The sequence below is a fragment of the Arthrobacter sp. SAFR-044 genome, assembly GCF_051965175.1.
GTDB lineage: Bacteria > Actinomycetota > Actinomycetes > Actinomycetales > Micrococcaceae > Arthrobacter.
The window spans coordinates 72,201-91,570 of sequence record NZ_JBQCMK010000014.1 but is presented as its reverse complement, the minus strand read 5'-3'; the positions used below and the strand labels follow the sequence as shown (position 1 = coordinate 91,570).

18 protein-coding genes are annotated in these 19,370 nt (G+C 67.2%); 10 read left to right on the top strand and 8 right to left on the bottom strand.

Annotated elements, in window-relative coordinates:
* Positions 1-16 precede the first annotated feature (16 nt).
* Both ACTHQS_RS18375 and ACTHQS_RS18370 read left to right on the top strand, forming a co-directional pair.
* Positions 17-1,342, top strand: coding sequence for a carboxylesterase family protein (locus ACTHQS_RS18375; protein WP_440171760.1), 1,326 nt, complete (start codon positions 17-19; stop codon positions 1,340-1,342).
* Between the two features lie 6 nt (positions 1,343-1,348).
* Positions 1,349-2,134: a DUF429 domain-containing protein gene (locus tag ACTHQS_RS18370; protein ID WP_440171758.1), complete on the top strand. Its 786-nt coding sequence runs from the start codon at positions 1,349-1,351 to the stop codon at positions 2,132-2,134.
* A 1-nt stretch (position 2,135) separates the two neighbouring features.
* Here the strand turns inward: ACTHQS_RS18370 and ACTHQS_RS18365 are convergent, their stop codons facing one another.
* Positions 2,136-4,574, bottom strand: a complete 2,439-nt coding sequence (locus tag ACTHQS_RS18365) for a phosphoketolase family protein (RefSeq protein WP_440171756.1) — start codon at positions 4,572-4,574, stop codon at positions 2,136-2,138.
* Positions 4,575-4,759: 185 nt separating this feature from the next.
* Between ACTHQS_RS18365 and ACTHQS_RS18360 the strand changes: the two genes are divergently transcribed.
* On the top strand, positions 4,760-6,991 hold the full coding sequence (locus tag ACTHQS_RS18360) for a catalase (RefSeq protein WP_440171754.1): 2,232 nt from the start codon (positions 4,760-4,762) through the stop codon (positions 6,989-6,991).
* Between the two features lie 151 nt (positions 6,992-7,142).
* Positions 7,143-7,742 (top strand): hypothetical protein, encoded by a 600-nt coding sequence (locus tag ACTHQS_RS18355; protein WP_440171752.1) that lies wholly within the window; start codon positions 7,143-7,145, stop codon positions 7,740-7,742.
* A 66-nt stretch (positions 7,743-7,808) separates the two neighbouring features.
* Here the strand turns inward: ACTHQS_RS18355 and ACTHQS_RS18350 are convergent, their stop codons facing one another.
* Both ACTHQS_RS18350 and ACTHQS_RS18345 read right to left on the bottom strand, forming a co-directional pair.
* Positions 7,809-8,393, bottom strand: a complete 585-nt coding sequence (locus tag ACTHQS_RS18350; RefSeq protein WP_440171750.1) for a histidine phosphatase family protein — start codon at positions 8,391-8,393, stop codon at positions 7,809-7,811.
* A gap of 67 nt (positions 8,394-8,460) precedes the next feature.
* Entirely contained in the window at positions 8,461-9,348 is an 888-nt protein-coding gene (locus ACTHQS_RS18345) for an HAD family hydrolase (RefSeq protein ID WP_440171748.1), read from the bottom strand.
* Between the two features lie 234 nt (positions 9,349-9,582).
* Between ACTHQS_RS18345 and ACTHQS_RS18340 the strand changes: the two genes are divergently transcribed.
* Positions 9,583-10,707, top strand: a complete 1,125-nt coding sequence (locus ACTHQS_RS18340; protein ID WP_440171746.1) for a hypothetical protein — start codon at positions 9,583-9,585, stop codon at positions 10,705-10,707.
* On the opposite strand, the gene serS is transcribed toward ACTHQS_RS18340, so the two are convergent.
* The gene (gene serS / locus ACTHQS_RS18335) at positions 10,646-11,926 is read right to left on the bottom strand and encodes a serine--tRNA ligase (RefSeq protein WP_440171744.1); all 1,281 of its coding nucleotides are present in this window, start codon (positions 11,924-11,926) and stop codon (positions 10,646-10,648) included. The two genes, ACTHQS_RS18340 and serS, sit on opposite strands and share 62 nt — an antisense overlap.
* Before the next feature lie 88 nt (positions 11,927-12,014).
* Between serS and ACTHQS_RS18330 the strand changes: the two genes are divergently transcribed.
* Positions 12,015-13,112, top strand: a complete 1,098-nt coding sequence (locus tag ACTHQS_RS18330) for a diacylglycerol/lipid kinase family protein (RefSeq protein ID WP_440171742.1) — start codon at positions 12,015-12,017, stop codon at positions 13,110-13,112.
* Between the two features lie 12 nt (positions 13,113-13,124).
* Here the strand turns inward: ACTHQS_RS18330 and ACTHQS_RS18325 are convergent, their stop codons facing one another.
* From ACTHQS_RS18325 to ACTHQS_RS18315, 3 genes are all read right to left on the bottom strand, one after another.
* Positions 13,125-13,349 carry a hypothetical protein gene (locus tag ACTHQS_RS18325; RefSeq protein WP_440171740.1) on the bottom strand — a complete coding sequence of 75 codons (225 nt, stop codon included), beginning with the start codon at positions 13,347-13,349 and terminating at the stop codon, positions 13,125-13,127.
* Positions 13,350-13,443: 94 nt separating this feature from the next.
* A complete protein-coding gene (gene pheA, locus ACTHQS_RS18320; protein ID WP_440171738.1) occupies positions 13,444-14,424 on the bottom strand; it encodes a prephenate dehydratase in 981 nt (326 codons plus the stop codon).
* Positions 14,424-14,750 carry a rhodanese-like domain-containing protein gene (locus ACTHQS_RS18315; RefSeq protein WP_440171736.1) on the bottom strand — a complete coding sequence of 109 codons (327 nt, stop codon included), beginning with the start codon at positions 14,748-14,750 and terminating at the stop codon, positions 14,424-14,426. The genes pheA and ACTHQS_RS18315 overlap by 1 nt, the downstream gene beginning before the upstream one ends.
* Positions 14,751-14,959: 209 nt before the next feature.
* On the opposite strand from ACTHQS_RS18315, the gene ACTHQS_RS18310 reads away from it, so the two are divergent.
* The 4 genes from ACTHQS_RS18310 to ACTHQS_RS18295 all read left to right on the top strand — a co-directional run bounded on the left by ACTHQS_RS18310 (position 14,960) and on the right by ACTHQS_RS18295 (position 17,770).
* On the top strand, positions 14,960-16,366 hold the full coding sequence (locus tag ACTHQS_RS18310; RefSeq protein ID WP_440171735.1) for an amidase: 1,407 nt from the start codon (positions 14,960-14,962) through the stop codon (positions 16,364-16,366).
* A gap of 168 nt (positions 16,367-16,534) precedes the next feature.
* On the top strand, positions 16,535-16,762 hold the full coding sequence (locus tag ACTHQS_RS18305; protein WP_440171733.1) for a hypothetical protein: 228 nt from the start codon (positions 16,535-16,537) through the stop codon (positions 16,760-16,762).
* Positions 16,763-16,913: 151 nt separating this feature from the next.
* Entirely contained in the window at positions 16,914-17,117 is a 204-nt protein-coding gene (locus ACTHQS_RS18300; RefSeq protein ID WP_440171731.1) for a hypothetical protein, read from the top strand.
* 197 nt (positions 17,118-17,314) lie between these two features.
* On the top strand, positions 17,315-17,770 hold the full coding sequence (locus tag ACTHQS_RS18295; protein ID WP_440171729.1) for a lipopolysaccharide assembly protein LapA domain-containing protein: 456 nt from the start codon (positions 17,315-17,317) through the stop codon (positions 17,768-17,770).
* Positions 17,771-17,837: 67 nt separating this feature from the next.
* On the opposite strand, the gene ACTHQS_RS18290 is transcribed toward ACTHQS_RS18295, so the two are convergent.
* A complete protein-coding gene (locus ACTHQS_RS18290) occupies positions 17,838-19,370 on the bottom strand; it encodes a carboxyl transferase domain-containing protein (protein ID WP_440171727.1) in 1,533 nt (510 codons plus the stop codon).

The following is a 19,370-nucleotide window of genomic DNA, read 5'->3' as shown; positions in this document are numbered from 1 at the left end:
GTGGAATCGTTGGCCTGTGACTTCCGAGCCTTCGTTCAATCCTCCCTGCGGTCCAGTCACCGGTTGGCGGGACGGCGACGTTATCCGCGCCACCGGCATCCCCTATGCCACTGCTGCCCGGTTCCAGCCTCCCTCACCGGCCCCGGACTGGACCGCCGAACTATCCGCCACGTCCCTCTCCCCCGCGTGCCCGCAGGCGCCGGTCCCGTTCCTCGACGACGTCCTGGGCACCCGATATGGCGAGCTTCCCGGCAGCGAGGACTGCCAGAACCTTTCCATCACCATGCCGGGCGACCTCATGCCGGACGAAAAGCTGCCCGTCATGGTCTGGATCCACGGCGGCTCCTACACCACCGGATCCGGGGACCTGGCCATCTTCGACCCCGCACGGCTGGTGGCCGAGAACCGGGTGGTCGTGGTCTCCGTGACGTACCGGCTTGGACTGTTCGGCTTCCTGGCGACGCCGGCAGGACGCCCCGGCAACCTGGGACTCCTGGACCAGCTCGAGGCTTTCCGGTGGGTACAACGGAACATCGCCGCTTTCGGGGGCGATCGCGGCCGGGTCACCGCATTCGGCCAGTCCGCCGGTGGTGACGCCATCGCCCATCTGATGGCCACACCGGAGGCTCCCGCCCTTTTCCAGCGCGCCATCATCCAGAGCGCCCCGCTGGGCATTACCCGTGGCCGGGCGAAGATGAACCACGCCATGGGCATTGCCGCCGACGGCGTCACGGAACAGACGCCCGCCATGGACGTGGTGGCGCTCGAGGCACGGGTCACCCAGGTGGCCAGGAAGTTCGGCATGCTGGCAGCGATGCCGTTTGGCACCCAGTACGGGCACGATCCACTTCCTGAGGAGTCCGGCATTGAAGCTGCGTGGAACCGGACCGCGCCCGCCATTGAGGTCCTGATCGGCCACACTTCGGAGGAGGCCCGCTTGTTCCTCCCCCGCAGTCCCCGCCTGATGGGCCTGGCCAAGATTCCGTTTGTGGGCAAGGCCGCCGTGCGCGCCATCGACTGGGTGGTCACCGTAACCGTCTACGGGCGCGCCACCAGGCGGTTCGCGCGGCGGCATGCCAAGGCAGGAGGCCGCGCATACCGCTACGTCCTGACCTGGCATGCGCCCGGCAACATCTTCGGCGCCGCCCACACCGTGGACCTTCCCCTGCTCCTGGGTACACGGAAGACCTGGGACGGCGTGGGGCTGATCGCCGGTGCCCGCTGGGAGGATGTGGACATGACCGGCAGGGCGCTGCGGTCATTGTGGGCCGGTTTTGCCCGCGGCGACGATCTCGGCGAAGCGGGGGCTGTTGACGACGCCCTCCACTATCGGCGGGTCTGAGCGCACGTGAGAACCCTCGGCGTGGATCTTGCCGCGGCCACGAAGAAGACCGCAGTCGCGGTGATCGAGTGGGAGAGCAGTTCCGGTGGCGGGGAAGCCGGCGCACAACCCTCCGCCCGGCTCGCCCACCTTGCCCTGGACGTTGGCGACCAGGAGATCGTGGACCTGTTCGGGACCTGTGACATGACCGGCGTCGACTGCCCCGTGGGCTGGCCGGACGCTCTGATCCCGTTCCTCACCGGCCACCTGAACAACGATCCGGCCCCCGTCCTTGAACACGACGGCATCGCGGGCCGGCGGCTGCTTGCCTACCGGGACACGGACCGGTTCTGCACTGCCCAAACCGGGCTGATCCCGCTCAGCGTCTCCGCCGACCGGCTGGCCCATCCGGCGATGCGCTGCGCCGTGATCCAGGCGAAAATCGCGGCACAGCACGCCCCCCAGCCCCGGGACGGCTCAGGACGCCTCGCCGAGGTGTACCCGGCGGCATCACTGAAGATCTGGGGCCTCAACGGGCGCGGCTACAAAGGCCGCGGCATCCCCGAAACCGAACGCCTGGGCCTCCTGCTGGCGGCCCTCGAAGAGCAGGCGCCCTGGCTGGACCTGGCCGGGCACCGGGACAGCCTAACCGCTTCGGACGACCTGTTCGACGCCGTCATCGCCTCGCTGACCGCCCGGGCCGTGGCCCGCCGTCGTACGCTCCTGCCCGGTACCGCCCACGCCCAAGCCGCCCGCAGCGAAGGCTGGATCCACCTGCCGTCCTGCACGCTGGACGAGCTGCCGCTGCAGTAAATCAGCCGCCCAGCTTCCAGTTCCGGATCTCCTCCGGGTCCTCGCCGTGGGTCCGGGTGTGCTCGCGCGCCCGATTCCGCCGGTCCTGCAGGTCCTGGCGCAGCAGCGAGTGTTTCTCGGCCAGGCCGGGCACCCGATCAATGGCGTCGATGGCCAGGGTGAACCGGTCGATGCCGTTGAGCATGGCCATGTCGAACGGCGTGGTGGTGGTCCCCTCCTCCTTGTACCCGTGCACATGGAGGCCCTGCTGGTTGGTGCGCCGGTAGGCGAGACGGTGGATCAGCGCGGGGTAGCCGTGGTAGGCGAAGATGACGGGCTTGTCAGCGGTGAAGATGCCGTCGAAGTCGTGGGCGGGGAGGCCGTGCGGGTGCTCACTTTCGTCCTGCAGCCGCATCAGGTCCACGACGTTCACCACGCGCACCTTGAGCCCGGGCGCACCATTGCGGAGCAGTTCCGCAGCCGCCACCGTCTCCACGGTGGGGACGTCACCCGCGCAGGCCAGCACGACGTCGGGCTCCTCGCCGGGCACCTCCGAACCGGCGAACGTCCAGATGCCCAGGCCGCGGTGGCAGTGGTTGGCGGCATCGGCGGGGCCCAGCCAGGTGGGTGAGGGCTGCTTGCCGCTGACCACGATGTTCACGTAGTCCGTCGAGGCCAGGCAGTGCTCCATGACGGACAGCAGGGTGTTGGCGTCCGGCGGCAGGTACACCCGGATGACCTCGGCCTTTTTGTTGACCGCGTGGTCGATGAAGCCGGGGTCCTGGTGCGAGAACCCGTTGTGGTCCTGCTGCCACACGTGTGAGGACAGCAGGTAGTTCAGCGATGGGACGGGCTGGCGCCAGTGCAGTTTGCGGGATACCTTCAGCCACTTTGCGTGCTGGTTGAACATCGAATCAACGATATGGACGAAGGCCTCGTAGCAGTTGAACACCCCATGCCGGCCGGTGAGGAGATAGCCCTCCAGCCAGCCCTGGCACAGGTGCTCACTGAGGACCTCCATGACCCGGCCTGAGCGCGCCAGGTGCTCGTCGACGTCGTCGATCCGGTACTGCCACACCTTGTCGGTGACCTCGTAGACGTTCTGCAGCCGGTTGGACGCCGTCTCGTCTGGACCGAACAGCCGGAAGTTGTCCATGTTCTGCGCGACGACGTCCCGCATCCAGGTGCCGAGCGTGACCATGGGGCTGACGCGGTCCGTGCCCGGGCTGGGAACCTCGACGGCGTGGTCCTGGTACGCGGGCAGTTTCAGTGCGCGCCGGAGCAGTCCGCCGTTGGCGTGTGGCGTGGCACTCATCCGGAAATCACCGGTGGGCGCACCCCGGGCGACGTCGGGCCGGAGCCGGCCGTCACCGTCGAACAGTTCGTTGGGCCGGTACGACTCCAGCCATTCCTCCAGCTGTTTCAGGTGCTCCCCGTTGGTGCGGACCTCGGACAGCGGCACCTGGTGCGCCCGCCACGTGCCCTCCACCTGCAGCCCGTCCACGGTGCGGGGCCCGGTCCAGCCCTTGGGTGAGCGCAGGACGATCATCGGCCAGCGGTGCCCGCCCTCCCCCGCTTCTTCACCGGCTGCGTCCTGCCGGTGCGCATCCTGGATGGCCCTGATATCGGCCAGGCATTGGTCCAGCACGGCCGCGAAATCACGGTGCGCCTGCTCCGTGTCGTCCGGATCCGCCACGGTCACGAAATACGGTTCGTGACCGTACCCGCGCAGCAGCTGCTCCAGCTGGTCCTGCGGCATCCGGGCCAGGACGGTGGGGTTGGCGATCTTGTAGCCGTTCAGGTGCAGGATGGGCAGGACCGCACCGTCAGCCGCCGGGTCCAGGAAGTTGTGCGAATGCCAGCTGGCGGCCAGCGGCCCCGTTTCGGCTTCGCCGTCACCGATCACGACCGCGGTCACCAGCTGGGGGTTGTCGAACACCGATCCGTAGGCGTGGGCGAGGGAATACCCGAGCTCGCCGCCCTCGCTGATGGAGCCGGGGGTTTCCGGGGCCGCGTGGCTGGGGATGCCGCCGGGGTAGGAGAACTGCCGGAACAGTTCGGCCAGGCCGGCCTCGTCATTGCCAACATGGGCATAGATTTCTGAGTACGTTCCCTCCAGCCAGGCGTTGGCGACGACGGCGGGACCGCCATGCCCGGGACCGGCCACAAAGAGCATCTCCAGTGAGTCGCGGCGGATTACGCGGTTCAGGTGGGCGTAGACGAAGTTGAGTCCGGGCGTGGTGCCCCAGTGACCCAGCAGGCGGGACTTGGTGTCCTCAGCCTGCAGCGGCTCGCGCAGCAACGGGTTGGAGCGAAGGTAGATCTGGCCTACCGAAAGGTAGTTGGCGGCCCTCCACCACCTGTCGACGAGCTCGAGTTCGTCCTGCCCGATGCCTTCCTGCCGCACGTCGTCCTGCATCCCATCCTGCGGCTTTACATCCTGTCCTGTGCTGCCGGCCATAACCATCCTCACGTCGGTGTGCCGCTGCAGGCGGCCGTTTCCCCATCGGAACAGATGAAGCGGCAGGCAGGCAAGCCCCGTCGTCGAACCTTGCCTTCCCGACCTTGGGCACCTGTAGGGTACTAAGCAAGCTTAGCTTTCGTTGCGGCGGAGGCCGGGAACATCAATTGTGGGGAGACCAAGACATGCCAGCCGAAGACGACGTTGTAATTCCCGGGGTTCCGTCCAGCGAGCCTCCTGCACTCGAAGAGCCCACCACCCCGCGGGAGCCGCTGCCGCCAAAACCGGACCAGCGCGGTCCTGAAGCGGTGTCCCCCACGGGCAGCCCTACCGGTGCGCCTGCCACCGCCCGGGCCCAGTCCGGCCAGTACCTGACCACGGCCCAGAGCCTTCGGCTACAGGACACGGACCACTCCCTGAAGGCCGGCGCTCGTGGTCCCATCCTGCTGCAGGACCATCACCTGCGCGAAAAGATCACGCACTTTGACCACGAGCGGATTCCGGAGCGTGTTGTCCACGCCCGGGGCGCCGGGGCGCATGGGGTGTTCCGGTCCTACGGGACGGCGTCGAAGGTAACGTGCGCCGGTTTCCTTGCCTCGGACGTCGAAACGCCCGTATTTGTCCGGTTCTCCACCGTCCTTGGCTCCCGCGGGTCCGCGGACGCTGTCCGGGACACCCGTGGGTTCTCCACGAAGTTCTATACGGATGAGGGCACATACGACCTGGTGGGGAACAACATTCCGGTGTTCTTCATCCAGGACGGCATTAAATTCCCGGACGTGGTGCACGCGGCCAAGCCCCATCCCGACCGCGAAATCCCCCAGGCCCAAAGCGCGCACGACACATTCTGGGACTTCGTATCGCTCCACACCGAGGCGCAGGCCCACACCCTGTGGAACATGTCCGACCGCGGCATCCCCCGGTCCTACCGGACCATGGAGGGCTTCGGCGTCCACACCTTCCGCCTGGTCAACGCTGCCGGGCACACCACCCTGGTGAAGTTCCACTGGAAGCCAAAGCAGGGCGTGCACTCGCTGGTCTGGGAGGAAGCCCAGATCATCAACGGCATGGATCCGGACTTCCACCGCCGCGACCTGGCAGACGCCATCGAGGCCGGCGCCTATCCGGAATGGGAGTTGGGAATCCAGACGTTCCCGGACACGGAAGACCAAATGTTCGAAGGCATCGACCTGCTGGACCCCACCAAGTTCATCCCCGAGGAACTGGCGCCGGTACAGCCCATCGGGCTCATGACGCTCAACGCGAACCCCACCAACTTCTTCGCGGAAACCGAGCAGGTGGCGTTCCACCCCGGGCATCTGGTGCCGGGTATCGACGTCACCAACGATCCCCTGCTGCAAGTGCGCCTGTTCTCCTACCTGGATACCCAGATCTCGCGCCTGGGCGGCCCGAACTTCGCGCAGATCCCCATCAACCGGCCACACGCACCCGTGAACGACATGCTCCGCGACGGCATGCACCAGACGGCGGACCATGCGGGCGTTGCGCCATACCGGCCCAATTCACTGGACGGCGGGTGCCCGTTCCTGGCCGGGCAGGACGTCGGGGCGTTCGTGGACGTGCCCGAGGCGGTTGCGGAATCGATGAAGGAACGGCGGAACCCGGCTTCCTTCGACGACCACTACAGCCAGGCCCGGCTGTTCTTCCGCAGCCTGAGCGCGGTGGAACAGGACCACGTAATCCAGGCCTACACGTTCGAGCTCGGCAAGTGCTACGAAACCGCCGTCCGCGAACGCCAGCTCCAGGCCCTAGCCAACATCGACGCCGCACTGTGCCCCGCGGTGGCCGCCGGGCTGGGCATGCCCGCGCCGGAGGCCACCGAGCAGGTCCCGGACCGCGACCCCAGCCCGGCGGTCTCCCAGGTAGGTGATACCTGGCCGGTTGCCGGGCGGGTGGTGGGCATCATTGCCGATTCCTCCAGCGACCTGACGGAGGTGGAGGCCGCCCGCAAAGCGCTCGACGGCGAGGGCATGGTTCCGCTGGTCATCGCACCAACCGGCGGCACGCTTTCCTCGGACGGGCTTTCGGTGACGGTGCAGCGTACGTTCCTCACAGCGCGGTCCACCGAGTTCGACGCACTGATCGTGGCCGGAGGCAAGCAGCCCGCATCTGATGCCTCCGCCGGGCGCGATGCCAAAGCCGGGGAGCCGGTTGGCGCCCCTGATCCACGGGTCGCCCTCATGCTCGCCGAGGCATACCGCCACGCCAAGGCCATCGGCGTGTGGGGTTCCGGCGCGGCAGTTCTTGAGGCGATCGGCATCCAGCAGGAAACGGTTGGCGTTGCTGCCGGCAGCGATGCAGCCTCGGTGACCGCCGAGGTTTCCGGGCTGCTCGCCGCGCACCGCGCCTGGGACCGGTTCCCGGCCACCAGGGCGGCCGTCTCCGTGGACCAGTAGCCGGCGCCACCGCTTCATCCGCCGCTTTTGCCGCCGGGGCCCGCATCGCACCTGATGCGGGCCCTCGGCGTTTCCTGATGTGAAGTGGCGGGTGACTGTTGGCGAAACCGGCAGTTTCGCGGTACCTACTTCCGGGTAGTGTGGACCCAGAATGTACACCCTCACCATCAACCAGACGGACAGCCGGCGCGACGGCGACCAGGTGCCGCAGCTGCTCAAGGCGCTGCGGCACATTCCCGCGCGCCTGGATTTCGACCGGTCGGTGGAGGACGAAGTCCAGGGGATTGTCGAGTGCCCGCACCAGGCGGTGGACGCCGCCCTCATCGCTCTTCGCAGCGGGCACTGGTACGTGGGCATTGGCGCCGGACCGGTGGACGAGCCGCTCCCCAACCAAATCAAGGACGCGTCCGGACACGGGCTGGTCTATGCGCGCCGTGCCGTGGACCGGCTCCGCAGCAGCAAGGAGCGGGTGCCGGTTGCGGTGGAGGGGCCGCTGGCTGATGTTGCCCACGACGCCGAAGCCATCCTGCGGCTGCTGGGCCACATCGTGCGGGACCGCTCAGGCGCGGAATGGCGCGTGCTGGACCTGCTGACCCCTGGAGTCCGCGGCCAGCAGAAGGCGGTGGCGCAGGAACTGGGCATCACCACGCAGGCCGTCAGCAAAGCGGTGGCACGGGCGCAGTGGAATGAAGAACATGCTGCCCGGCCTGCTGCCGCGAGGCTGCTGGCGCTGATCCTCGCGGTGCGCTGACTGCCTTGAGCCACGTCCCGCCGTCGTGCTTTACTGCCGTGGTTGTCCCGGCGCCTTCTTTGGGTCCTAGCTCCCGGTGGCGGCCAGGACCGGCTCGCCGTTGAAGTACTCCAGCTTCCACCCGTCGATCACGTGGTGGTGGGCCAGGTTGAGGGCGGCGTTGTCCACGCTGGCGAGGGTCTGTCCGATGGCGCGGCTGAGGCTGACGCGCAGCAGGGTGCCGTGGGTGACCACCAGGAGCCGCTGGCCCCGGAACTCCTCCGCCAGGGCTTCCAGCGCCGCGAGCCCACGGTCCGCGGCCTCGTCTTCACTTTCGGCGCCCTTGAACCCGCCGGGCACGCGCAGGGCCTCCAACTCGGGGCCGGCCTGCATCCCTTCGGCCGGGCCGAAGCTGCGCTCGGTGAGTTCCGGGACGCGCCGGGCGACCTTGAGGCCGAGCCCTTCGGCGATCAGGTCCGCGGTCTCGGCAGCGCGGCTCAGCGGCGAGGAGACGATGGCGTCCCACTCGTAAGGCTCCAGGATGCCGACGGCGTCCCGCGCCTGGCCGCGGCCGACGTCGTTCAGAGGGATGTCGGTTGCTCCCTGCAGCCGGCGCTCCGCGTTCCAGTCAGTCTGGCCATGGCGGACGAGGGCGAACGTCGTAAGGGTCATGTCCCTATTCTGCCTTGGCTAAGCGGCGTGGCCTGAATCGCGGCAGCGGAGGGTGCCGGTCAGCGCCTTAGAGGAGGCTGCGCAGCACGTGGGCGGCGCCGTCGTCGTGCACAGAGTGGGTGACCTCGTCCGCTGCGGCGACCACTTCTGCCGGGGCCTGCCCCATGGCGACGCCGCGGCCGGCCCAGGTGAGCATTTCGATGTCGTTCCGGCCGTCCCCCACCGCGACAGTCAGGTGTTCTTCGAAGCCAAGCCGGAGCCGGAGGTTTTCCAGGGCGCTGGCCTTGGTCACACCCGCTGCAGCGATGTCCAGCCACGCGGTCCAGCCCACTGAGTAGGTCACTCCCGCCAGGCCCACGTGGTTGATGGCCTCGTTGAACTCCTCGGGCGTGTTTTCGGTGCTGAACACCACCACGCGGACGGCGGTAGCCTCCAGCATGGTGTGGAAGTCGACGCCTACCGCCTCCACGCCGAAGCTGGCATCCTGGAACCGCTCGGTGGAGAGGAAGTTGCCGTCGGCGTCCTCAAGCGCATACTTGGCGGACGGGAGCCGTTCGCGGAGGGCACGCAGGGCAGGTGCGGGATCGAAGGTGGCCTTGTGGATCACTTCGTAGCCGTTGTCCAGTTCGGGGTGGAGCCGGAGGGTCACGCCCCCGTTGCAGCAGACGGCGTATCCACGCTCGATGCCAATTTTCTCGATAATGGGAAGCGTTGCGTTCAGGGAGCGGCCGGTGGCGATCATCACCTCGTGCCCGGCGGCCACGACGGCCTGCGCGGCTTCCCGTACGCCAGGGGACATGTGGCCGTCGTGGTTGACCAGGGTGCCGTCCACGTCCAGGGCGACCATGAACTTCCGATCGACAGCGGTGAAGGCGATGTTGTCCTGGTTGTAGTCTCGATTGTTGTCTCGCCGGTCATCGTTGCCGGCGACTGAGGTTTCAGTCAGCGTTGTCATCCACATAGTGAAGCAGACGTAACTGACACGCGCTAGGACGCGGGCCACAGGTTTATTGAACTGTTGGTTAACACGGCGGTTTTCCACATGGCGCGAAGGCAATCCCCCCGCCGAGGACAAGTCCCCACCGCGTTACGCGGGGATTTGTCCTCGGCAAGGGGAGATCTGGATGGGTTTTCCACATGCGGCATCCTGATTCGCCCTCATTCCGGTCAACCGCTCCAGCATGAATTTATGGAATCGAATGAAGCTGTCCTGGTGCTGGCAAGTAGGCGTCGCGCCCTGACTGGAAACAGCCGGGCGCTAAGCAGGGACTACAAGAACGGCATCGTGGTCAGGGTCCGGGCCGGAGTTTATTTCGGCAAGGCCGCCTGGCTTGGCCTCAAGCCCTGGCAGCGTTACGGGGTCACGATGGCAGCAGTGGCCGCTGCCGATCCGGACACCCTATTCTGCTACCTCACGGCGTTGCGCATCTGGAGTCTTCCCGGCCCGGGAGTCCCAAGCCACGTTCACGTCATCACACTGTCTCCCCATAAAGCGGGAAAGCGCCCGCCAACCACTACTGCCGCACGGGATGCCAAGACAGAGCTCACCGGCATCGAAGACATCCGGAGTTACGGCGTTGCCCGCCACTTTTGGCCGGCCGATGCAATTCGACGCCAGGGTTTTTCCGTTACTTCGCTGCAACAGACAGTGACCGACTGCATCACCAGGCTGGATCTTCCGGACGCCGTGGTGCTGGCAGACGCAGTACTGGACCCGCGCCGCCGCCCCGGCGAGGGACTGACGCGCCAGCAACTGGCTGCGGCAGCAGCCCTGCAGGCCTCTACCGCCAAACGCCGTCGGATGCAGGAGGTGCTGGCCCTCGCTAACGGGGCGTCTGAGTCCGTTGGGGAATCCCGCAGCAGGGCGCTCATTCACATGCTCGGGCTGCCTGCCCCCGTGCTGCAGCAGGTGTTCCAGGACCAGGAAGGCTTCATCGCGCGGACGGACTTCTTCTGGCCTGAGGCCAAGGTGATCGGCGAATTCGACGGCGACGCAAAATATCTGGACGAAGCCCTGCTCGCCGGCCGAAGCACCCAGGAAGCAATTCTGGCCGAGAAGAAGCGCGAAGACCGGCTAAGGGCTCTTGGCTACAAGGTGGTCAGGTGGGACTGGAAGACGCTGTCCACCCCGGACCTCTTGCGCCAACGGCTTACTGCTGCGGGCATCCGGCCACAAAAACCCCGTCCCGTGGACAGGACCCCCGTGCATTACGGGGGGAGTAGTCCACAGGGCGGGGAATTCCGGAAGGACCCTAGAGAACCGGGAGGACCTCGAGGCCACCCAGGTACTTCTGCAGCGCCTTGGGCACGTTGACAGAGCCGTCCGCGTTCTGGTGGTGCTCAAGCAGCGCCACGATCCAGCGGGTGGTGGCCAGGGTGCCGTTCAAGGTGGCCACGGCGCGGGTCCCCTTGGAAACACCCTCCGCGTTCACCACTCGCTCGCGGATGTTCAGGCGGCGGGCCTGGAACGTGGTGCAGTTGGAGGTGGACGTCAGCTCGCGGTAAGCGTTCTGCGTGGGGACCCAGGCTTCGCAGTCGTATTTGCGGGCTGCAGACATGCCAAGGTCGCCGGCCGCGGTGTCGATGACCCGGTACGGCAGCTCGCACTTGGCCAGCATTTCCTCTTCCCAGGCCAGCAGGCGCTGGTGCTCGGCAGCCGCCTCTTCAACAGTGGTGTAGATGAACATCTCCACCTTGTTGAACTGGTGCACGCGGATGATGCCGCGGGTGTCCTTGCCGTGCGACCCGGCCTCGCGGCGGTAGCAGGAGCTCTGGCCCGCGTAGCGGACGGGCCCGGCGGAGAAGTCCAGGATCTCGTCGGCATGGTATCCGGCCAGCGCCACCTCTGAGGTGCCCACCAGGTAAAGGTCGTCTTCGGCGAGACGGTAGATCTCGGCGTCGTGCTTTACATCGAAGCCGGTGCCCTGCATCGTCTCGGGGCGCACCAGGGTGGGGGTGATCATGGGGATGAAGCCGGCCTCGATGGCCTGGTCCATGGCCATCTGCAGCAGTGCCATCTCCAGCCGGGCACCCACCCCCCGCAGGAAGTAGAAGCGCGCTCCGGAGACCTTGGCGCCTCGTTCCATGTCGATGGCGCCGATCAGCTCACCGATCTCCAGGTGGTCCTTCGGCTCAAAGTCAGGGAATTCGCGCGGGGTGCCAACGGTCTTGACTACCACGTAGTCGTCCTCGCCGCCTTCAGGGACGCCGTCCTCCACCAGATTGGGGATGGTGCGCAGCAGTTCTTCCTGCTTGGTCTGGGCCGCATCGGCCTCGGCTGAGGCCGCCTTGACCGAATTGGCCAGTTCCTTGACCTCGGCCAGCAGGGCCTGCTTCTCCTCGCCCTTGGCCTTCGCCACCTTCTTGCCGAACACGTTCTGCTCCGCGCGGAGGTTCTCGAAGCGGAGCAGGGCGGCACGGCGAGCGGAATCCGCGGAGATGATCGCGTCCACCACTGATTCGTCCGCGCCGCGGGCGCGCTGGCTGGCACGGAACTTGTCCGGGTTTTCGCTGAGGTCTTTTACGTCGATCACCAGACAAGGGTATCCAATTCACTGCACGACGGCGGGCGTGCGGCTCCGTGCCGCGGCCCACCGTGCGCCGGGCTACTGTTGAAGCACCATGAGCGACTGGATTCTCTACCTGCTGATTGCGGTGGCGCTTGCCTTCGCCACCTCCAGCTGGTGGGGGGTGCGTCGCCTCAAGGCCCTGCATATGCGCAGCGCGGTAGCCGGCGAAGCCTACGACTCAGGGCTGGCGCAGCAGCGGGTGGCCGTCGTCCTGAATCCCATTAAGGCGCGGGCCGACGAAGCCAGGGGAATGATCCACAGGGCCTGCCTGGCCGCCGGCTGGGAGGAACCGGTCTTTTTCGAGACGACGGCGGAGGACCCCGGCTTTTCACAAATGCAGGCTGCGTTGGCGGGCAAGCCCGACGTCGTCCTGGTGGGCGGCGGCGACGGCACCGTCCGCGTGGTGGCTGAGGCCCTCGCGCACACCGACGTTGCCATGGGCCTGATCCCGTTGGGGACGGGAAACCTGCTGGCCCGGAACGTGGACCTGGATGTAAACGACCTCCACAGCAACGTGCAGACAGCACTTTTCGGCCGCCAGCGGTACATCGACACCGCCCGGATGGCCATCGAGAACTCACGCACAGGCCACTACTCGGAGCACGTCTTCCTGGTGATCGCCGGAATCGGCATGGACGCCGAAGTCCTGGCCGACACCAATGCGGGGCTGAAGAAAGCCGTGGGCTGGCTCGCCTACACGGAGGCAGGCGTGCGCCACCTGCCCGGCCGGCGGAAGAAGGTTTCCATCACCATGGATGGCAGCCCGGAGCAGGTCCGCAACATCCGCAGCGTGCTCTTCGCCAACTGCGGACTGGTCCCCGGCGGCATCGATTTCATCCCGCAGGCCATGATCGACGACGGCATGCTCGACGTCGTGGTCATGAGCCCCCGCAGCGCCCTGGGCTGGCTGCTGATGTACGTGAAGATCATGTTCAAGCACAGCGGAAAGCTGCCCATCATGACCGTTTACCGGTCAGTCAAGGTAGTCATCAAGTGCCCCGAACCCATGCCCACGCAGCTCGACGGCGACACGGCAGGGGAAGCCACACAGCTGACGGTTCAGGTGGAGCCCCGGTCACTCCTGGTCAGGGTAAAAAGAGAGGTACAGGACAGCGGTCCGGTGCAGGGCAGCCCACGCACCGTGCGGTAACGGGCACCGGCGTCAGGACCCGGCCTTCTTGCCTTCCTCAGCGCCGGGTTTCGCGTCCGCGTGGGCTTGTTTGGCAGCAGCATGGGCCTCGGACTGCTCGCGGATCATCGCCTGCTCCTCTTCGAAGCGCAGGCGGTCAGCACGGTCGGCGTCGTCCCCGTCCCAGTCCTGGTTATCGCCCGTGGGCTTGGGATTGACGATCATCCCCTGGCCGTCGTTCTCAGTGCTGCTGGTCATGACCCGCTCCCTTCATCAGGGGCCATACCCCGTGTGGATCAGGCAAGCATACGCATTGTCCACAGCCCGCGGAAGTACTTCCGAAGGCATTTACCTACGCTTTGGGCGAAGCCCCGGAACCGCTTTCACCTGCGGAGGATTCCGCTGCGAGTATGGATTCCACCCAGGTCCGGGCGGCCGTGAAAGCCTCATCGGACGTATGCGCCGGCACCAGCGTGGCCTGCTTGTCCGCCCTGGCATACGAGCCCAGGAAGCGGGTGCCGGGACTGATGCGGTGCAGCCCCGCCAGCGCGTCAGCGACCCTCGCTTCGCCGGCGTGGCCGTCTGCGTCGATGCTGAAGAAGTAGTGGCCCAGATATTGGCCCGTAGGGCGAGATTCAATTCTGCTGAGGTTGACACCGCGGCTGGCGAACTGGTCCAGGATCTCCATCAGGGCGCCGGGCCGGTCCTCCGGAAGCGGGACCACGACCGTGGTCTTGTCTGCACCGGTGCGCGGCGGCAGCCTTCCCGGCCGGCTGACCAGGATAAAGCGCGTCACCGCGCCGGGATTGTCCCCGATGTTCTCCGCCAGGACCGACAGCCCCGAATGTTCCCTGGCCACCAGCGGGGCGCAGATCGCCGCGTCGTAATGGCAGTCCCCGTCCAGGAGACCCAGGGCCGAGGCGGCAGTTGAGGAACCGGGAACGTATTCCGCCTCCGGTATATTATGGTCCATCCACAGGCGGCACTGTGCCCAAGCGTGACCGTGCGTCGATACCCGCCGCACGTCCTCCAACCGGACGCCGGGCCGGGCTACCAGGACAAAGCTGATGGGTACCAGGACCTCACGGACAATCCGCAGTTCCTGGCCTGTAGCGATGGCATCCAGGGTGGCCGTGACGCCGCCCTCCACCGAGTTCTCGATGGGGACCATCGCGGCGTCAGCGGATCCACCGCGCACCTTGTCAAGCGCGGCATTGACGTTCGAGGCCGGAAGCCGGACTGCTTGAAGGGCGTCGGGCACCTCCAGCAGGGCGGCCTCGGTGAACGTTCCTTCCGGACCGAGGAAGGCGTAGGTGCGGGACGCGCCGGGCACTAAAGCACCAGCGGCTTGAGCCCGTTGTCCGAGACAAGGGGCTTGCCGGATTCCAGCCACTGGTCCATTCCCCCGGACACGTTGATGGCGGTATATCCCTGGCCAGTAAGCCATTGGGCAACGCGGAAGGAGCGGCCGCCCGTCCGGCAGATCACATAGACGTCCTCGTCCGGATCGAGTTCGTCCAGCCGGGCCGGGATCTGTTCCATGGGGATGTGGACAGCACCTTCAGCATGGCCGGCAACCCACTCGTAATCCTCCCGGACGTCCAGGATTACGGCGTCGGCGGGGACGTCATGGACGGGGACGGTGTCGAAATCGCTCATCGGAGTCCTGTCTTGGCGGTCTGGCAGATCAAAGTCAGGTTTAAGCCTAGCCCTTCCCCTCCGCTCCGCCCGGAACACATCCAGAAATAGGGGCGGGTTAGGCTGGGGAAGTCCCGAGGAGGTTTCGATGTCCCAGCAGCTGACCGCCCTTTCCCCACCACCAGCACGCGCCAGCTGGAACGCCGGGCTGCAGCCAAAAGGCTGCCACCGTGCCTGAGCTCCACGAACTCCCCGCAACTGCCCTGCGGGACCTCCTGCACAGTGGAGCGGTGTCTTCCACCGACGTCACTTCCCACTTCCTGGACCGGATCGGGCGGCAAAACCCCCTTCTGGGAGCCTTTATTACGGTGACGGCGGACCAGGCCATGGATCAGGCCCGGGCGGCGGATGGCCTGCGCTCCCGCTGCGACGCCGATGACCTGCCCCCGCTGCATGGCATGCCGATCGCCTTCAAGGACCTCACCGACGTCGCGGGTGTAGTGACCACTCACGGCAGTGCCGCACTGGACCACAAACCAGCCCCCGCCGATACTCCCCTCGTGGCCCTGTTCAAGGATGCCGGCGCGATTTCGCTGGGCAAGACCCAGGTGCCCGAATTCGGACTGACGGCCTACAGCGAGAACCGCATCGCACCGCCGTCGCGCAATCCCCACGCACCCAGCAGGAGTTCCGGAGGGTCCTCAGGCGGCAGCGCGGCCGCCGCGGCGGCAGGGTTGCTGCCCTTCGCCCCCGGAACCGACGGCGGCGGGTCAGTCCGCATACCCGCCGCGGCGTGTGGACTGGTGGGACTGAAGCCGGGACGTGGACTGGTGGCAGCCGGGGAAAGTGCCGGGGACCCCGCGCGGCTGGTGGTGCCGGGCCCCCTTGCGCGCAGCGCGGAAGACGCCGCACTGATGATGGATGCGCTGGCGCCGGGGAACCGGTACCTGGCCGCCATCGAGCAGGAGCCGCCGCGGCTGCGGATCGGCGTCACGCTGGACAGCCCTTGGTCAACCACGTTTCCGTTCACGCCGGACCCGGAAGCCCTGGACGCGCTCCGGGCCGGTGAAACGCTGCTGGAGCAGGCCGGCCATACCCTTGGTGACGCTGCCGTCCGTTATGACAACCGGTACCCGGACGCCTTCACCACCGCCTGGACTGCGGGGGTGGGCGCCGCCAGGATCAGTCCCACTCGGGAAGCGCTGCTGGCGCCCCTCACCCGGACCTTCCGCCGGCGCGCCCAGCAGCGCAGCCCGGCGAAACTTGCGGAGGCGCTGGCATTCCTGCGGCAGTTCCAGCACGACACCGTGGCGCAGTACGGGCAGTGGGACCTGATGCTGATGCCCGCGCTGGCGCAGACCCCCCGGCCGGTGGGCTGGTTCACCGGGACCGCGCACGGCAGCGACCGGTGGCCGTCGGCCCAGTGGCCGGGAGATGCCGACGGCGACTACCGGAAACAGTGCGAATACGCCCCGTGGTCCTCAATGGTGAATGTGTGCGGACTTCCGGCCATCACCATTCCTGTTCATTGGACCGGCGGTGCCGCCGGGAATGGACTTCCGATGGGAATCCAGCTGGTGGGTCCCATGGGATCGGAAGCACTCCTGCTGCAGGTGGCGCACCAGCTGGGGTACTAGGCCAGTTTGGGTACAGGCCGGTCAAGGTATGTGCAGGCACCGGCCCGGTTGCTGTTGTTGACCTGAACCTAACATCGGATTAACCCGCCCGTAACCCCCGCGGCGCAGACTGGAAAAGCACCCTTCAGCACCCCCTTCGCCGTCCGCCCGATGAGGAGTTGCCACACCATGAACGCCGAAAACCCGGCCACAAGCCCCGGAACCACCGACATCTCAGAGGATGACCGGCCGGACCTCAGCAACTCCAACGTCCGGGAGGACCTGGCCCTGGCCGGCCGCTGCGCACTGGTCCACCTGCCCACGGGCCGGACCTGCCTTCTCCCCCTCCGCCATCAGGGACCCTGCGAGTTCCACCGCCCGCAGGAGGCGCAGGACGTAGTGGCCAACGGCAACTGACAGGCTGCACCGTCCCGCCCGCCGTCCCTGCCACCTCATACCTCCCTGCCCGGCGCCCTCCCGACTCACGCCGGCCCGCCGTTGTCGCGGTCTCGACTCCAGCGCCGGGCAGGAGGACGATTAAAGGGCAGTCACCTTGAGGAGGTCTGTGATGTGCTACGCATCAAGCAAGGACTTCGGGTGGGGCGCAAAGAAAGAGACCAAGCGCCGGCCTGAAGCGGAACCGGAAACCCCTGCGGAGACGCCCGGGGAGCCGGTCAAGGCACAGGAATTTACCTTCTGGGCCTTCCCCAACTGGCGCAGGACTCCTGCGCCGCGCACCCCCTCCGCCGAAAAGAGCAGGGAGAGGGTCTGACACCGGGCCAAACACCCCGGCAAGAGTCAAAGGAGGGGTCCCCGCACGGGGATCCCTCCGCCATGTCAGCCCCTCCCGCCACCTGTTCCCGGTGCAGCGACGGCCCGTGAAGGGCGCCCTTGTCGTTGTGCTCCGGCAAGACTGGCGTCTATGGTTGAACAATAAGCATGCTTAGCATTCTGGGAAAGGGGACGAGCATGAGTGCAGGACAGTACACACCGGGACCGGACCGCCGGCCCGAAACGGAAGCCGGCCCGACGCCGTCGAACGCGGCGCAGCCCTCAATGGACCGGGCAGCGACCTATGGCAATGCCCCGTCCTATTCGCCGGGGGCGCCGGGGACACCTGCCACCGGAGCGGCCCCCTCACCCACGGCCGGCCGTGCCCCGGAGCGCAAGGTCACACGCGCCGGAGTCATCTGGGCAGCAGTGGTGGCCGCCCTGGTGCTCCTGATCCTGCTGATCATCTTCATCCTGCAGAACCAGGAGCTGGTCCTGGTGAAGTTCCTGGGCTTCGAGGGCTCCGTCCCGCTGGGCATGGCACTGTTCATCGCTGCCGTGACCGGCGGCGTCCTGGTGGCCGCGGCGGGCGGCGCGCGCATCCTGCAGCTCCGCAGGAACACCCACCGGTCCGGGACGCAGCAGCGGAGGTAGAACCAGGGAGAAGGGGGCCGCAGCCATGCGCCGCGGCCCCCTGGTTGCGCTGAGGCAGGAAGTACTCCTAGCGGGCGCCCAGGGTTGCGAATTTCCGGGCGCGGGCAGTCACCAGTTCAGGTACGGGAATGCCGGCCACCGAAGCCAGTTCGTACTCGATGGCCCGCGCCATCCGGGTGCAGAACTCGCGCGGCTCCAGTGAAGCATCGCCGCGTTCATCCACGATGTGGTCCACCAGTCCGCTGGCATACAGCGCGGCGACGTCCACGCCCTGCGCCTCGGCCATGGCCGGCGCGAACGCGGTGGTGCGGTGCACGATGGCGCTGGCGCCCTCCGGAGGCAGCGGGGAGAGCCAGCTGTGCTGGGCGGCGATGGTCCTGTCCGCGGGCAGCAGCGCCAACGCCCCTCCCCCGGCTCCCTGGCCAAGCAGCACGGAAACCGACGGCGATTCGAGCCCGATCAGTTCGTGCAGCGAGCGCGCAATTTCCCCGGCAAGCCCGCCCTCCTCCGCTTCCTGGGAGAGCGCAGCACCGGCAGTGTCAATGACGGTGAGCAGCGGCAGCCGCAGTTCCTCCGCCAGCTTCATGCCCCGGCGCGCCTCGCGCAGCGATCCGGGACCCATGCCGGCCGCGTCCTTCCGCAGCGGGCGCGCATGTCCCAGTACGATGCAGGGCTGGGTGCCGAAGCGGGCGAGCGCCAGCAGCAGGCCCGGGTCCTTTTCCCCCTGCCCGGTTCCGTTGAGGGGCAGCGCGTCCGTGGCGCCGATCTTCAGGAGCTGGCGCAGGTCCGGCCGCCGCTGCCGCCGGGAAATCTCGATCGAGGTCCAGGCATCAGCGGTTGAGGGCCTGATGTCCAGCGTCTCGGGTGGGGCGGGCAGGCACCCCGGCAGCGTTCCGCCTCCAGCACTGCCGTTCGCGGCCAGGATGTCCAGCGCCCGGCCCACCAGGTCGGCCAGGTCTTCGGGTTCCACCACGCCGTCGATCAGTCCCTTGCTGAACAGGTTCTCCGCCACCTGCACGTTCTCCGGGAACGCTTCACCGTACAGTGCCTCGTACACCCGCGGGCCCAGGAAGCCCAGCAGGGCACCCGGCTCGGCCACGTTGATGTGGCCTAAAGACCCCCAGGACGCCATGACGCCGCCCGTGGTGGGGTGCCGCAGGTAGACAAGGTAGGGAAGGCCCGCCTGCCGGTGCGCCCGGACTGCGCCGGTGATTTTCACCATGGAGAGGAACGCGAGCGTCCCTTCCTGCATGCGGGTGCCGCCGGACGCAGGACCAGCCAGCAGTGGCAGCCCTTCGGCAGTGGCGCGTTCGACGGCGGCAACAATCCTCTGCGCCGCCGCGTGACCTATCGAGCCGGCGAGGAAAGAGAATTCGCTGACGATCAGCGCCACGCGGCGGCCGCGGATGAGCCCCGCGCCGGTGATGACGGATTCATCGGCACCGCTGCGTTCGCGCGCCCGGACCAGGTCGCGGGCGTACTCTTCAGACAGCATCGGCTGTTCAGGCTCCTTGTCCCAGGAGATGAACGACCCCGGGTCCACCACGGCCTCGAGGAGCTCGGTAGCGTTCATGTGCCGCACCTTTTCCGCCGTCGCCAC

Excerpts from the sequence above, each read along its gene's own strand:
- ACTHQS_RS18295 (WP_440171729.1), top strand. The coding sequence starts at position 17,315 with ATGAGTGCAGGACAGTACACACCGGGACCGGACCGCCGGCCCGAAACG.
- ACTHQS_RS18350 (WP_440171750.1), bottom strand. The coding sequence starts at position 8,393 with ATGACCCTTACGACGTTCGCCCTCGTCCGCCATGGCCAGACTGACTGG.
- ACTHQS_RS18305 (WP_440171733.1), top strand. The coding sequence starts at position 16,535 with ATGAACGCCGAAAACCCGGCCACAAGCCCCGGAACCACCGACATCTCA.
- ACTHQS_RS18355 (WP_440171752.1), top strand. The coding sequence starts at position 7,143 with ATGTACACCCTCACCATCAACCAGACGGACAGCCGGCGCGACGGCGAC.
- ACTHQS_RS18330 (WP_440171742.1), top strand. The coding sequence starts at position 12,015 with ATGAGCGACTGGATTCTCTACCTGCTGATTGCGGTGGCGCTTGCCTTC.
- ACTHQS_RS18315 (WP_440171736.1), bottom strand. The coding sequence starts at position 14,750 with ATGAGCGATTTCGACACCGTCCCCGTCCATGACGTCCCCGCCGACGCC.
- ACTHQS_RS18360 (WP_440171754.1), top strand. The coding sequence starts at position 4,760 with ATGCCAGCCGAAGACGACGTTGTAATTCCCGGGGTTCCGTCCAGCGAG.
- ACTHQS_RS18300 (WP_440171731.1), top strand. The coding sequence starts at position 16,914 with ATGTGCTACGCATCAAGCAAGGACTTCGGGTGGGGCGCAAAGAAAGAG.
- ACTHQS_RS18340 (WP_440171746.1), top strand. The coding sequence starts at position 9,583 with ATGGAATCGAATGAAGCTGTCCTGGTGCTGGCAAGTAGGCGTCGCGCC.
- ACTHQS_RS18365 (WP_440171756.1), bottom strand. The coding sequence starts at position 4,574 with ATGGCCGGCAGCACAGGACAGGATGTAAAGCCGCAGGATGGGATGCAG.
- ACTHQS_RS18345 (WP_440171748.1), bottom strand. The coding sequence starts at position 9,348 with ATGACAACGCTGACTGAAACCTCAGTCGCCGGCAACGATGACCGGCGA.
- ACTHQS_RS18325 (WP_440171740.1), bottom strand. The coding sequence starts at position 13,349 with ATGACCAGCAGCACTGAGAACGACGGCCAGGGGATGATCGTCAATCCC.